13 protein-coding genes are annotated in these 14,064 nt (G+C 66.7%); 7 read left to right on the top strand and 6 right to left on the bottom strand.

Annotated elements, in window-relative coordinates; translation table 11 throughout:
• Window positions 1–214: 214 nt before the first annotated feature.
• Window positions 215–898 carry a ribulose-phosphate 3-epimerase gene (gene rpe / locus KBY86_RS11845; protein ID WP_255141189.1) on the bottom strand — a complete coding sequence of 228 codons (684 nt, stop codon included), beginning with the start codon at window positions 896–898 and terminating at the stop codon, window positions 215–217.
• Window positions 899–1,084: 186 nt separating this feature from the next.
• Here rpe and glpX point away from each other — a divergent pair, with 186 nt between their 5' ends.
• The 7 genes from glpX (at window position 1,085) to KBY86_RS11810 (ending at window position 8,071) form a co-directional block, all read left to right on the top strand.
• Window positions 1,085–2,089, top strand: a complete 1,005-nt coding sequence (glpX, locus tag KBY86_RS11840; RefSeq protein WP_094513103.1) for a class II fructose-bisphosphatase — start codon at window positions 1,085–1,087, stop codon at window positions 2,087–2,089.
• Window positions 2,090–2,099: 10 nt separating this feature from the next.
• Window positions 2,100–3,410 carry a glutamyl-tRNA reductase gene (locus KBY86_RS11835; protein WP_094513102.1) on the top strand — a complete coding sequence of 437 codons (1,311 nt, stop codon included), beginning with the start codon at window positions 2,100–2,102 and terminating at the stop codon, window positions 3,408–3,410.
• Window positions 3,411–3,488: 78 nt separating this feature from the next.
• A complete protein-coding gene (locus KBY86_RS11830; protein ID WP_255141188.1) occupies window positions 3,489–4,784 on the top strand; it encodes a glucose-1-phosphate adenylyltransferase in 1,296 nt (431 codons plus the stop codon).
• A gap of 86 nt (window positions 4,785–4,870) precedes the next feature.
• Complete coding sequence (gndA, locus tag KBY86_RS11825; protein ID WP_094513100.1) at window positions 4,871–6,286, top strand: NADP-dependent phosphogluconate dehydrogenase; 1,416 nt, start codon at window positions 4,871–4,873, stop codon at window positions 6,284–6,286.
• On the top strand, window positions 6,286–7,020 hold the full coding sequence (pgl, locus tag KBY86_RS11820; protein ID WP_255141187.1) for a 6-phosphogluconolactonase: 735 nt from the start codon (window positions 6,286–6,288) through the stop codon (window positions 7,018–7,020). The genes gndA and pgl overlap by 1 nt, the downstream gene beginning before the upstream one ends.
• Entirely contained in the window at window positions 7,020–7,598 is a 579-nt protein-coding gene (locus tag KBY86_RS11815) for a CIA30 family protein (RefSeq protein WP_255141204.1), read from the top strand. Before pgl ends, KBY86_RS11815 begins: the two co-directional genes overlap by 1 nt.
• Window positions 7,595–8,071: a hypothetical protein gene (locus tag KBY86_RS11810; RefSeq protein WP_094513097.1), complete on the top strand. Its 477-nt coding sequence runs from the start codon at window positions 7,595–7,597 to the stop codon at window positions 8,069–8,071. The genes KBY86_RS11815 and KBY86_RS11810 overlap by 4 nt, the downstream gene beginning before the upstream one ends.
• Here KBY86_RS11810 and ilvD read toward each other — a convergent pair.
• The 5 genes from ilvD to KBY86_RS11785 form a co-directional block, all read right to left on the bottom strand.
• Window positions 8,068–9,738 carry a dihydroxy-acid dehydratase gene (gene ilvD / locus KBY86_RS11805; protein ID WP_255141186.1) on the bottom strand — a complete coding sequence of 557 codons (1,671 nt, stop codon included), beginning with the start codon at window positions 9,736–9,738 and terminating at the stop codon, window positions 8,068–8,070. The two genes, KBY86_RS11810 and ilvD, sit on opposite strands and share 4 nt — an antisense overlap.
• 169 nt (window positions 9,739–9,907) lie before the next feature.
• Window positions 9,908–10,210, bottom strand: a complete 303-nt coding sequence (locus KBY86_RS11800; RefSeq protein ID WP_094513448.1) for a hypothetical protein — start codon at window positions 10,208–10,210, stop codon at window positions 9,908–9,910.
• A 35-nt stretch (window positions 10,211–10,245) separates the two neighbouring features.
• Window positions 10,246–11,760, bottom strand: a complete 1,515-nt coding sequence (locus KBY86_RS11795; RefSeq protein ID WP_255101289.1) for a GMC oxidoreductase — start codon at window positions 11,758–11,760, stop codon at window positions 10,246–10,248.
• On the bottom strand, window positions 11,757–12,368 hold the full coding sequence (locus KBY86_RS11790) for a heme-copper oxidase subunit III (RefSeq protein ID WP_255141185.1): 612 nt from the start codon (window positions 12,366–12,368) through the stop codon (window positions 11,757–11,759). The genes KBY86_RS11795 and KBY86_RS11790 overlap by 4 nt, the downstream gene beginning before the upstream one ends.
• A 3-nt stretch (window positions 12,369–12,371) precedes the next feature.
• Window positions 12,372–14,060, bottom strand: coding sequence for a cbb3-type cytochrome c oxidase subunit I (locus KBY86_RS11785; protein ID WP_094513093.1), 1,689 nt, complete (start codon window positions 14,058–14,060; stop codon window positions 12,372–12,374).
• Window positions 14,061–14,064 lie beyond the last annotated feature (4 nt).

Here is a 14,064-nt window from a genome sequence, read left to right as displayed (position 1 = left end):
CACTGGGCCGCTGTTGGGTGGGGTGAGGCTCAGCCATGAAAAAAGGCGCCGGATTCGCTTCCGGCGCCCTCGAAATCAACCGGCTGGGGAATCAGCCGCCCTAGGGGTCAAGCGCGACTGGCCCAGTCATCGAGGCTTAGGACAGACCAGCCTCGGACCGGGCGCTACGACCGGTCGGTCGCTCACTCAAGACCAGGCACTCCGACCTCGCACTTCAAACGAGGATCGCTTCGGGGCGACGGCTGTGGCGAATACCGTCGATCGCTTCGCGGTAATCAGGCGCGTTGAACACGGCCGAACCGGCCACGATCGCGTTGGCACCGGCTTCCACCACCTGCCAGGTGTTGTTGGCCTTGAGACCGCCATCCACTTCGATCCAGGGATCGAGGCCCCGCTCGTCGCACATACGTCGCAGGCGGCGTACCTTTTCCACGGCTGAGGGGATGAAGCTCTGGCCGCCGAAGCCGGGGTTCACGCTCATGATCAGCACCAGGTCACAGAGCTCGAGGCAGTACTCGAGGGTTTCCAGCGGTGTGCCGGGGTTGAGCACCGCACCGGCCTTCTTGCCCAGATCCTTGATCTGGCCGAGGTTGCGGTGGAGGTGAGGGCAGGCTTCCACCTGTACATAGATGTGATCGGCGCCCGCCTTGGCGAAATCGCCCACATAACGCTCGGGCTCCACGATCATCAGGTGCACATCGAGCGGTTTCTGCGTGACGGGGCGCAGGGCTTCGACGATCAGTGGGCCGATGGTGATGTTGGGGACGAAGCGTCCGTCCATCACATCCACATGGATCCAATCGGCCCCCGCCTCGTCAACGGCCCGCACTTCGTCGCCGAGACGGGCAAAATCTGCAGACAGGATCGACGGGGCGATCACCAGAGGCTTGGTGCTCATGGCTGGGGCCACCGGGGCAAGAGATCCACGCCATTGTAGGAAGAGGCCGGTACCGGCCCTCCAGCCGCTGGCCGCCCCATGGGGCGCTGATACAGTCGCCACGGCCAGAGACCGAAACAAACCTGCTGCAGCTGGTCTGCCGGTTCTTGCTTCGGCACCGCCGCTCCCTCCCCCTGCCGGACTTTTGTGGATCGCACCCTCATTCAGGAACTGCTTGAAGTCGTCGAGCAGGCCGCCATCGCCTCTGCGCACCTGACCGGCCTCGGCAAGAAAGATGAAGCCGACGCTGCTGCCGTGGAGGCCATGCGCCTGCGGATGGGCAGCATTGCCATGCAGGGCCGGATCGTGATCGGCGAAGGGGAGCGCGACGAAGCCCCGATGCTCTACATCGGTGAGGAAGTGGGCAGCGGCACCGGTCCCGGCGTGGATTTCGCCGTCGACCCCTGCGAAGGCACCAACCTCTGCGCCAACGCCCAAGACGGCTCGATGGCCGTGCTGGCCGCTTCCGACCGCGGTGGCCTTTTCAATGCGCCCGACTTCTACATGAAGAAGCTGGCGGCACCGCCGGCCGCCAAAGGCAAGGTGGACATCCGCAAGAGCGCCACGGAAAACATCGCCATCCTCAGCGAGTGCCTCGGCCTGCCCGCTAACGAGCTGGTGATCGTGGTGATGGACCGCGCCCGCCACAAGGACCTGATTGCCGAGATCCGCGCCACCGGCGCCCGGGTGAAGCCCATCAGCGACGGTGACGTGCAGGCGGCCATCGCCTGTGGCTTCTCCGGCACCGGCACCCATTGCCTGATGGGCATCGGCGCTGCTCCGGAAGGGGTGATCTCCGCTGCAGCCCTGCGCTGCCTGGGTGGCCACTTCCAGGGTCAGCTCGTGTATGACCCCGCGGTCGCCCAGACCTCCGAGTGGGCCGATTACACCAAGGAAGGCAACATCGCTCGCCTCAATGAAATGGGCATCACCGACATCGACAAGGTGTACGAGGCCGAGGAGCTGGCCTCCGGCGAGAACGTGGTCTTCGCAGGCAGCGGCATCACCGATGGCCTGCTGTTCAAGGGCGTCAAGTTCGAGCGCGACTGCACCCGCACCAGCAGCCTGATCATTTCCTCGCTCGATTCCAGCGCCCGCTTCACGGACACCATCCACATCAAGCCCGGCGCTCAAAGCGTCGCGCTGCGCTGAGTCCCACCCCATGCACATCGCCGTCGTCGGGCTCAGCCATCGCACGGCTCCAGTCGAAATCCGGGAGCGCCTCAGCATCCCGGAGCAGACGATGGAGGAATCCCTCCAGATCCTGCGCGGCGATGCCCAGGTGCTCGAGGCCTCCATCCTCAGCACCTGCAACCGGCTTGAGATCTACACGCTGCTGCGCCATCCGGAGCAGGGCATCACGGCCGTGGGCTCCTTCCTGAGCCAGCACTCGGGCCTTGATTTCGGCGAACTCACCCCCCACCTCTTCACGTATCACCATGAAGAGGCGGTGGGTCATCTGCTGCGGGTGGCGGCAGGGCTCGACAGCCTGGTGCTTGGGGAAGGGCAGATCCTCTCCCAGGTGAAGAAGATGGTGCGGCTGGGCCAGGAGCATGGCTCCATCGGCCCGATCCTCAACCGGCTGCTCACCCAGGCGGTGAGCACCGGCAAGCGGGTACGTACCGAAACCAATCTCGGCACTGGCGCCGTGTCGATCAGCTCGGCGGCGGTGGAGCTGGCCCAGCTCAAGGTGGGCCAGAGCCGCGGCGTCGACGACCTCGTGTCGCTCGAGGGCGAGCAGGTGGCGGTGGTGGGAGCGGGGCGCATGTCCCGGTTGCTGCTGCAGCACCTGCAGGCCAAGGGCTGCCGCGCTCTTGTGCTGCTCAATCGCACCGTGTCACGGGCGGAGGCCCTGGCGGCTGATTTTCCCGAGCTGCCGGTGCAATGCCGGCCGCTCGAAGACCTGGACCATTGCCTCAGCACCTGCTCGCTGGTGTTCACCAGCACGGCAGCCGATGAGCCGATCATCGACGCCGCCCGGCTGCAGGGTCTCAACCGCCGCTCCTCGCTGAAGCTGATCGACATCGGCGTGCCCCGGAACATCAGCTCCGACGTCGCTGCCCTGGGTGGGGTGGAGGCCTTCGATGTGGACGATCTGCAGGAGGTGGTGGCTCGCAATCAGGAGGCCCGCCGTGAGATCGCCGCCGAAGCCGAAGGGCTGCTGCAGGAGGAAGCTCGCCAGTTCCTCGACTGGTGGGACGGCCTGGAAGCCGTGCCCACCCTCAACCGGCTCCGCCAGCAGCTGGAGCTGATCCGCGAACAGGAGCTGCAGAAAGCGCTCAGCCGCATGGGCCCCGACCTTTCAGCGCGGGAGCGCAAGGTGGTGGAAGCCCTCACCAAAGGCATCGTCAACAAGATCCTGCACAGCCCGGTCACCCACCTGCGGGCGCCCCAGCCACGCCAGCAACGCCATCAATCCATGAAAGTGCTCCATGAACTTTTCGCGCTCGATGAGTCCAGCGGTGAGGGCTGAATTCCAGACCACCGACCGGGGGTCACGTGCTCCGGTACGGTGCTCAAATGCTGACAACAGCAGTCCTTGGGGGCAGTGATGAAGCGGGTTCTGGCGATCATCCTCGGCGGCGGAGCGGGCACCCGGCTCTACCCGCTCACAAAGATGCGGGCCAAGCCGGCGGTGCCGCTGGCCGGTAAATACCGGCTCATCGACATCCCGGTGAGCAACTGCATCAACTCCGGGGTCAACAAGATCTACGTGCTGACGCAGTTCAACAGCGCGTCGCTCAACCGCCACCTCACCCAGACCTACAACCTCTCCGCCGGCTTCGGGCAGGGGTTCGTGGAGGTGCTCGCGGCTCAGCAGACCCCTGACAGCCCCAGCTGGTTTGAAGGCACTGCGGACGCCGTGCGCAAGTACCAGTGGCTGTTCCACGAATGGGACGTGGACCACTACCTGATTCTCTCCGGCGACCAGCTCTACCGGATGGATTACAGCAGCTTCGTGCGCCACCACATCGACACCGGCTCCGACCTGAGCGTGGCGGCGCTGCCGGTGGATGCAGCCCAGGCCGAGGGCTTCGGCCTGATGCGTACCGATCCCCAGGGGTGGATCCGCGAGTTCAGCGAGAAGCCGAAGGGCGCCGCCCTGGAAGCGATGGCGGTCGACACCTCCCGCCACGGCCTCTCGTCCGACGAGGCCCTCAAGCGCCCCTACCTGGCGTCGATGGGCATCTATGTGTTCAGCCGCGACACCCTGTTCGACCTGCTGGTGAGCAATCCCGAAGCCACCGACTTCGGCAAGGAGATCATCCCCACCTCCCTGGCGCGGGGCGACAAGCTCAGCAGCTTCGTCTTCAACGACTACTGGGAGGACATCGGCACGATCGGGGCGTTCTACGAGGCCAACCTGGCGCTCACCGACCAACCCAGCCCGGCCTTCTCCTTCTACGACGAGAAATTCCCCATCTACACACGGCCCCGTTACCTGCCCCCAAGCAAGTTGCTGGACACCCAGGTCACGCAGTCGATCATCGGTGAAGGCTCCCTGCTGCAGGCCTGCAGCATCCACCACTGCGTGCTCGGCGTGCGCTCGCGCATCGAGGCCGAAGTGGTGCTTCAGGACACCCTGGTGATGGGCGCCGACTACTTCGAATCGGCGGAAGAGCGGGCCGTGCTGCGCGAGCGGGGCGGCATCCCACTGGGCGTGGGCAATGGCACCACCGTGCGGCGCTCGATCCTCGACAAGAACGTGCGCATCGGCCGCAACGTCACGATCGTGAACAAGGACCACATCGAGGAAGCCGACCGGCCGGAGCTGGGCTTTTACATCCGCAACGGCATCGTGGTGGTGGAGAAGAACGCCACCATCGCTGACGGCACCGTGATCTGAGCGGTTGCTGACACAGCCGCGCAGGCGGCGGCGTCGGGCGGGCCGCAGGGGCACACTGGCTCAGAAAGGTTTGCAGCCCAACCCACATGAGCAAAGCGCACTTCGGCCTGATCGGCCTGGGCGTGATGGGCGAAAACCTGGTCCTCAACGCTGAGCGCAACGGCTTCTCCAGCGTCGTCTACAACCGCACCTGGGCCAAGACGGAAGAGTTCCTCAACGGCCGCGGCGCCGGCCTTCAGATCATCGGCGCCCACTCCCTTGAGGAGTTCGTGGCCAGCCTGGAGCGCCCCCGCCGCATCCTGATGATGATCAAGGCGGGCCAGCCGATCGACGACACCATCGCCGCCATCTCCCCGTACCTGGAGGATGGCGATCTGCTGATCGACGGCGGCAACTCTCTCTACACCGACACCGAGCGGCGGGTGAAGGAGCTGGAGAGCAAGAGCTTCGGCTACATCGGCATGGGGGTGTCCGGTGGCGCCAAGGGCGCCCTGGAGGGGCCGAGCATGATGCCCGGCGGCACCAAGGCGGCCTACGACGCCATTGAGAGCCTGGTGACCAAGATGGCCGCCCAGGTGGAGGACGGCCCCTGCGTCACCTACATCGGCCCCGGTGGCGCCGGCCATTTCGTCAAGACGGTGCACAACGGCATCGAGTACGGGATCGAGCAGATCCTGGTGGAGGCCTACGACCTGATGAAGCGCGGCGCCGGCCTCGATGGCATCGCCATGGCCGATGTGTTCGACGGCTGGAACCAGCTGGAGGAGCTCTCCTCCTATCTGGTGGAGATCACCGAGGTGTGCCTGCGCACCCGCGATCCCGAGGATGGCGGCGACCTGGTCGAAAAGATCCTCGACGTGGCCGGTCAGAAAGGCACCGGCCTCTGGACCGTGATCAGCGCGCTGGAAATGGGAGTGCCCGTGCCCACCATCTACGCCTCCCTGAACGGGCGGGTGATGAGCTCGATGAAATCCGAGCGGGTGGCCGCTGAGTCGGTGCTGCCGGGTCCGGCGCCCCACCCCGTGCAGCTCGGCGAGCCCACCGAAGGCCTGCCGCCGCTGCGCGATGCGGTGATCCTTGCCTGCATCGCCAGCTACGCCCAAGGCATGGCCCTGCTGGTGGAAGCCTCCAAGCTGCACGACTACAACCTCCACCTGTCCGCGATCGCCCAGATCTGGAAGGGGGGCTGCATCATCCGCGCCCGCCTGCTGCAGCGCATCCAGGACGCCTACGACGTCAATCCGGGTCTGGCGAACCTGATGGTGGACCCCTGGTTCGCCGAACAGATCAACCGCCGGCTGCCCGGCCTGCGCCAGGTGGTGGCAGATGCCGCCCAGGCCGGCATTCCCGTGCCCTGCCTGAGCAGCACGCTCGATTACATCGACAGCTACCGCACCGCCCGCCTGCCCCAGAACCTGCTGCAGGCCATGCGCGATTGCTTCGGCGCCCACACCTATCAACGGGTGGACCGCGACGGTGCCTTCCACACCGAGTGGCTCTGATGGAGCACACCCCATCGCCCACCTATCAGTTGAAGGTGGTAGCCGGGGGGCAGGAGCAGCTGGCCGAGTGCGCCGCCACCACGATCGCCTCTGCCATCGACCTGGCGCTGGCGGAGCGGGAGCGGGCCCAGATCGCCCTCGCCGGTGGCACCACCCCGGAGGCCGCCTATCGCCATCTCGGCGCGGCCCATCTGCCCTGGAACCGGGTGGACGTGCTGCTCGGGGATGAGCGCTGGGTACCGGCCGACGACCCCTCCAGCAATGCGCTGCTGCTGAGCCGCTCCCTGCTGGCCGCCGGCCCGGGCCGGGAGGCCTGCTTTCATCCCGTCCCCACCGATCAGGACACGCCGGAAGCCAGCGCCGCCGCCTTCGCGGCCGTGCTGGCTCGCCTCTGCGCCGGCGATCCGCCGGTGCTGGATGTGGTGCTGCTGGGTCTGGGGGAAGACGGCCACACCGCCTCGCTGTTTCCAGGCACGGCGGCCACCACGGTGGTGGATCGCCCGGTGACGATCAGCGAGGGCAAGGGCCTGCCCCGCGTGACCCTCACCGCACCGGTGCTGAGTGCCGCGCGCCAGGTGGTGTTTCTGGTGAGCGGGGCAGGCAAGCGCCAGGCCCTGCAACGCCTGCTTGATCCGAACGAGCCGGCCGTGCGCACCCCGGCCCGGCTGGTGAAGCCCCTCACTCCGGTGCTGATCCTCGCCGATCCCGCCGCTGCGGCAGGCTTGGAGCCTTGATGGAGCCGGCTGGCATGGTGGCACCGCTGGTGGTGGTGAGCGGCGACGGGTTCAGCGGCTGGCTGGCCCTGAACGACACGATCATGGGAGGACGCAGCAGCGGCGTCTGCCGCATCGGCCCGGAGGGGCTGGTGCTGGAGGCCGATGTGGTGGAGCAGGGCGGTGGCTTCGTGAGTTGCCGCTCGCCGCTGTTCTCCCCGCCGCTGAACCTGGGCGACTACCGCGCCCTGCAGCTTGAGTTGCGTGGCGACGGCCGCCGCTACAAGCTGGCCGTGGCCTGCGCCGATGGCGTCGCCGGGCTCACCGAGCTGATCCCCGGCGGGCTGCGCTGGGTGGCGGAGTTCGACACCAGCGTCAGCGCGCCTGACCAGCCGCCCCAACGGGTGGAGATTCCCTTCGCTCAGCTGCGGGCCTCAGTGCGGGCCCGCCCGCTGAACCTGCCGCTGCGCTTCGATCCCGGCCGGGTCACGCGGCTGCAGGTGCTGCATTCCAAGTTCGGCGACGACGGCCAGCTGAACGCAGGCTTCCGGGCCGGCCCGCTGCAGTTGTCTCTGGTGGCGGTGCGAGCGGTGCCGTGAGCGCCGCCGATGAGCTCAGCCGGCGGATCGCCGCCGCGGCCGATCTCTGCCTCAAACCGCACCGCCATGCGGTGGTGGGAGCCATGGCCAGCGGGGCCTCCGGCTGTGAAGGCTCCGCCAGCGAAAGCTCGGGCGGGCCTGGCGACTGCTGCCTGCGCCTGCAGCCGCGGGGGATCGACGGGGAGCGGCTGCCGCAGCAGGACATCGAGCTGGAGCTCTACCGCAGCGGCAACGACCTCCACATGATGCTCAGCTGGCCGGAGCAACCGGAGCAGCCGATGCTCTGGCACGGCCAGCACCCCGTCTGGATGGATGGGGAGACGGGGCTGCGCACCGAGCGGCCGCCGGCCGGCGCCCCGCTGGAAGCCCTGGCCCGGCGTCTGCGCGCCTTGCTCAGCCTCCCCTCCGATGCACACGGAGAGGACCCTGCAGAGGCTGCAGGCCCTGCGGGCGAGCCCCCCTGGCAGGCCTAGACCGGATCGGTGACGGCGCCCAGACTGCTGCTGCTCACCAGGCGGGCGTACTTGCCCAGCACGCCGGTGCGGTAGCGGGGGGCGGGGGCCACCCAGGCAGCGCGCCGGCGCTCCAGCTCGGCCGCGTCAACATTCAGCTGAATCAGCAGCTGGTGGGCGTCCACGGTGATGCTGTCGCCTTCTTCCACCAGCGCGATGGTGCCGCCCACGGCCGCCTCCGGTGCCACGTGTCCCACGACCATGCCGTAGGAGCCACCACTGAAGCGGCCATCGGTGATCAACGCCACCGATTCGCCCAGCCCCTGGCCCACGATCGCGGCGGTGGGGGAGAGCATCTCGCGCATGCCGGGGCCACCCACGGGACCCTCGTAACGCACCACCACCACATCGCCGGCCCCCACAGCTCCGGCCAGGATCGCCTCCAGGGCACTTTCCTCGCTCTCGAACACGCGGGCCGGGCCGGTGATCACGGGGGTCTTGACGCCGCTGATCTTGGCCACCGCCCCCTCTTCCGCCAGGTTGCCCTTGAGGATGGCCAGGTGCCCCTTGGCATAGAGCGGATTGGAGAGGGGCCGGATCACGTCCTGACCGGCCGGGGGCTCGCTGGGCACATCGGCAAGCACCTCACGCAGGGTGCGACCCTCGATCGTGCCGCAGTCGCCGTGCAGCAGGCCCGCATCGAGCAGCAGCTTCATCACCTGCGGGATGCCGCCGGCCCGGTGCAGATCCACCGTCACGTAGCGGCCGCTGGGCTTGAGGTCACAGATCACCGGCACCCGCTGGCGGATGGTTTCGAAATCGTCGATGGTGAGCGGCACCTCGGCGGTGCGGGCGATCGCCAGCAGGTGCAGCACCGAGTTGGTGGAGCCGCCGACGGCCATGATCACGCTGATCGCGTTTTCGATCGCCTCGCGGGTGATCAGGTCGCGGGGGCGGATGTTCACCTCGATGGCACGCACCAGCACCTCCGCCGAACGGGCGGCGCTCTCCGCCTTCTCCGGATCTTCCGCCGCCATGGTGGAACTGCCCGGCAGGCTGAGCCCCATCGCTTCGAAGGCCGAGCTCATCGTGTTGGCGGTGAACATGCCGCCGCAGCTGCCGGCACCGGGGCACGCGTTCTTCTCGATCGCCAGCAGCTCCGCTTCATCGATGCGACCCCCCGAAAACTGACCCACCGCCTCGAAGGCGCTCACCACGGTGAGATCACAGGGACCAAGCCGGCCGGGCTTGATCGTGCCGCCATAGACGAAGATCGCCGGGATGTTCATGCGGGCCATGGCGAGCATGGCGCCGGGCATGTTCTTGTCGCAGCCGCCGATCGCCAGCAGGCCGTCCATGCTCTGGGCGTTGCAGGCGGTTTCGATCGAATCGGCGATCACCTCCCGCGACACGAGCGAATACTTCATTCCCTCGGTGCCCATCGAGATGCCGTCGCTGACGGTGATGGTGCCGAACATCTGGGGCATGGCACCGGCGCTGTGGGCGGACTGCTCAGCGCGCCGGGCCAGGTCGTTCAGGCCGATGTTGCAGGGCGTGATCGTGCTGTAGCCGTTGGCGATGCCGATGATCGGCTTGTCGAAGTCGCCGTCGCCGAAGCCCACCGCCCGCAACATGGCGCGGTTGGGGGAACGCTGGACACCTGCGGTGATGGCGGCGGAGCGGAGCATGGAAGGCAGGGGAACACCGGAGATCAACCTACCGATCCGCAGGAAAAGCCTCCGCGTCAGGAGAGTCCGCAGAACACAGCGTGCGGCGGGAAGGGTTCCAAGCCGGAGGAGCCGTGAGGCAGGCCTTTGGCTTGCGCCTGGGCTGAAAGCTGTTGGGCCAGCGGGCGGATCAGTTGTCCGGGGTTAGGCACTCCAGCTGGCGGCGCACATCCTCGATGGCCTGGTTGAGCTCCTGAACCTTGTGCTGCAGCTCCTTTTCGAGCAGCGGGCGACGGATGTAGCCCTCTCCCTCGCTGGGGCCATCCTGAAAGCGCGACAGGGTGAGGCGACGGCGCTGGCGCTCGGCCAGCCGGCGGCGCTCAGCGGCGTCGAGCAGCCACCAGGCCAGCCCGGCCGCTCCCACCACGGCCCCGGCGATAGCGCTGGCCAGGATGGTGCTGCCGCCGCGCGTTGACCCGTTGTGTCCTGCCATCAGGTGGCTCCGATCCAAAAGCCCAGTGACACAGCCTAGAAGGCGTGCATCAAGGCATCCGCCACGCGCAGGGCATTGGCGATCACCGTGAGGCCGGGCGACACCGATGGACAGCTGGGGAAGACGCTGGCATCGGCGATCCAGAGGTTGGCCACTTCATGGCTACGCCCCGCCAGATCCACCACGGAGCTGGCCGGATCACTGCCCATGCGGCAGGTGCCGCAGGCGTAGCCCATCACCGCCAGCGGTGCTTCGCCGCGGGGATGCACCGGCGAGGGACGCACCACCTGGGTGAGGGGGTCCTTTTCGGTGCGCCGCAGGGTGTCGATCCAGCGGTAGACGAGCCGGTCGTGGGCTTCGAGATTGTTGGGCAGGTAGTGGATGCGGATGCGGTCACGCCGCAGGGTGATCGCATTGTCCGGATCGGGCAGCACCGCACTCATCGCCCACCAGCACACCGAGCGGGCCGCCAGCTGCCGCAACGCCGCGTTGGGGAGCAGCCGGGTCACCAGCGAAAGCACCGGCGGGGATTCGGCGAACAGGGCGTCCTGCAGCACGCCGCCGCCGCTCTCGATGTGGCCGAGCGGGAAGCTCACGTTCTTGTCACCCCAGTAGTAGTCGTTGACGCCGAGGCTGCGGGGGTAAGCGCCGGAGTTGGCCCGGGCCGCCAGCTGCAGGATCGCCGTGAGCTGGGGCCGCATCAGGTTGCGGCCCACCTGGCCGGAGCCGTTGGCCAGGCCGGCGGGATGGGGATCTGAGACAGAGCGCAGCAGAATCACCGCCGTGTTCACGGCTCCAGCGGCCAGCACCACCTGATCACCACGAAAGAGCCAGTTCTGGCCGTCGATCTCCGCCTCCACTCCGCGCACCTCCGTGCCGCCGGGATTCACATGCAGGCGGTTGACCCTGGCGTTGGTGCGCAGGCAGGTGCCGGCGCCCGCAAGCGCCGGGGTGACACCGAACAGCTCCGCATCGCCGCTGGGGTCTGCCGGATCCTCCGACCAGCTGAGCGGCAGGTCGTAGGGATGGCACGACTGGCGACGGAGGCCTTCACGCAGCTCCTCCAGCAAGGGATCAAGCGGCCGCGGCGACCGGGCGTAGGCGGCGAAACGGCTGGGCTCGGTGGGATCCACCCCCTGGCGGCCATGCACGCGGTAGAGGGCTTCAGCCCGGTCGTACCAGGGGGCGAAGTGGTTGTAGGGGAGACCCCAGGAGGGTGCGGTGGCTTCCTGATAGCGCAACGGGCCGAACTCCTGCTCCCGCATCCGCTCCAGCACCGCCCCCCAGATCTTGGTGTTGCCGCCGAGGGCATACACCGCCTGGGGGGAGAAGGGATCGCCATCAGTGCCGAACCACTGCTCGCCAGGGTGGTAGCGGTCTTTGCGGAACAGGTCCACATCCGCGACGTTCTGGTCTTCTCGGGGCAAGGCGGCGCCCCGCTCCAGCAGCAGCACCGAGCGGCCCTTCGCCGCCAGATCGCTGGCCAGGGTGGCGCCTCCGGCGCCGCTGCCGACGACGATCACGTCGTAGTGGGTGTCATCGATGATCATGCTTGCCAGGCGTAGAGAAGCAGAAAGAGCAGCACCCAGATCACATCCACGAAATGCCAGAACAGGGAAACAGCGATGACACCCTGTTCACCGTTGTCGTAGTTGCCTGGATAGAACGAGCGCCCCAGCATCAGGCCCATCAGCAGGATGCCGGTGGCCACATGCAGGCCGTGAAAGCCGGTGAGCAGATAGAAAAGACCGCCGAAGGTGCCGCTGGTGAAGCCGAACGAAAGGCCGCTCCATTCACTCGCCTGGCCATAAAGAAAGACGGAGCCCATCGCCATCGTGAGCAGCAGGAAGGCGCGGAAGGCCCACAGGCGTTTCTGGCCGAGGAAGTGCTCCGCCACGGCGATCGTGCCGCTGCTCGACACAAGCACCACTGTGAACTGCAGCGGGGTGCGCCACTCCAGCCCCTCCACCCCCGGCGGCAACCAGCTGGTGGCGGTGGATTTCAGCAGCGCATAGGCGGCGAAGAACGCCAGAAATATGACGCTCTCGGAGCAGAGAAAAATGATGAAGCCGGTGAGTGTGTAGCTGGGATGGCTGGCGTGGCCTTCGCCATGGGCCGGGCCGGGGCCGGTGGGCGCCGCCGTGGGGAGGGTGGTCATGGTTCAGGCCTCCTGCAGGGCGCGTTCATAGGCCTCCTGGTGCTCCACCAGGGGTTTGCCCGTGCCGTAGCCGTAGGGGCCACTGATCACGGTGGGAACGTTGTCTTCAAAGTTCTCGGCCGGAGGAGGGGAGGGGAGCAGCCACTCCAGGCCGATGGCTTTCCAGGGATTGGCCGGCGCCTTGGGCCCCCACACCCAGGAGCTCACCAGGTTGAGCAGGAAGGGAATGATCGACACCCCCAGCAGAAAGCCGCCGAGGCTGGCGATCACGTTCCAGAAGGCGAATTCCGGGTCGTACGACGACACGCGCCGGGGCATGCCCATCAACCCGAGCGGATGCATCGGGAAGAAGTTGAGATTGGTGCCTACAAAGGTGAGCAAAAAATGGAGCTTGCCAAGTCCTTCGAAATACATATGGCCAGTGAATTTAGGGAACCAGTGATAGATCGCCGCATACACCCCCATGGTGGCAGCGCCGTAGATCACGTAGTGAAAATGGCCCACCACGAAGTAGGTGTTGTTGACGTGGATGTCAACCGGCACCGTGGCCAGCATGATGCCGGTCACACCGGCGAACACGAAGTTGAACAGGCCACCGAGGGAAAACAGCATCGGTGTGTTCAGCTGGATCTTCCCCCCCCACAGGGTGCCCAGCCAGGCGAACACCTTGATGCCGGTGGGTACCGCGATCAGCATCGTGGACACCATGAACAGATCCCGCATCCACTGGGGCACCCCGCTGGGGAACATGTGGTGCACCCACACCACCAGGCTGAGGCCCACGATCACCAGCGAAGCCATCGCCACGAACACGTACCCGAACAGGGGCTTGCGGGCGTGCACGGGAAACAGTTCGGAGAAGATGCCGAACACCGGCAGGATGATCACATACACCGCCGGGTGGGAATAGAACCAGAAGAAGTGCTGATAGAGCACAGGGTCGCCGCCCCCTTCCGGGCGATAGAAGGACGTGCCCACCACCAGATCGAACAGCAGCATCACAGCGCCGCCGGTGAGAGCGGGCAGGCCGATCAGCTGAATCGTCTGGGCGGAGAGGGCGGTCCAGCAGAAGATCGGCATCCGGAAGAACGTCATGCCGGGAGCGCGCATGCGCAGGATCGTGGTCACGAAGTTCACCGCTCCCATGATCGACGACACGCCGGAAAGGGCCACCGCCGTGATCCACAGCGCTTCGCCATTGATCAGATGGCCCAGGGGGTTCTGCAGGCTCACCGGTGGATACGACCACCAGCCGGAGGCCGCCGGACCGCCGGGCACCAGGAAGCTGGCCATCAGGATCACGCCGAACACAGGCACAAGCCAGAAGGCAGCGGCATTGAGGCGCGGAAAGGCCATGTCAGGGGCGCCGATCATGCAGGGGATCAACAGGTTGTTGAGGCCGTTGAGAACCGGAAACATGAACAGAAACAGCATGATCGTGCCGTGCATCGTGTAGAGCGCGTTGTACACGGTGCGATCCACCAGATCCGCCTCAGGCGTGATCAGCTCGCCACGCATGATCATCGCCAGCAGCCCTCCCACCAACAGGAAGAACAGCGAGGTCACGATGTATTGGATGCCGATCACCTTGGCATCGGTGTTGAAGCTGAAAAAGCGCTTCCAGTTGTTCGGTGCCCCCGGCACCGGGTGGGCGGCCTTGAGGATGCCGGGATCAAGAGAGGTGAGGGTCATGGGG

The organism is Synechococcus sp. Lug-A, assembly GCF_024345655.1.
Taxonomy (GTDB): domain Bacteria; phylum Cyanobacteriota; class Cyanobacteriia; order PCC-6307; family Cyanobiaceae; genus MW101C3.
Note: the sequence above shows the minus strand (reverse complement) of the source record. Positions and strands in the feature narration are given on the sequence as shown.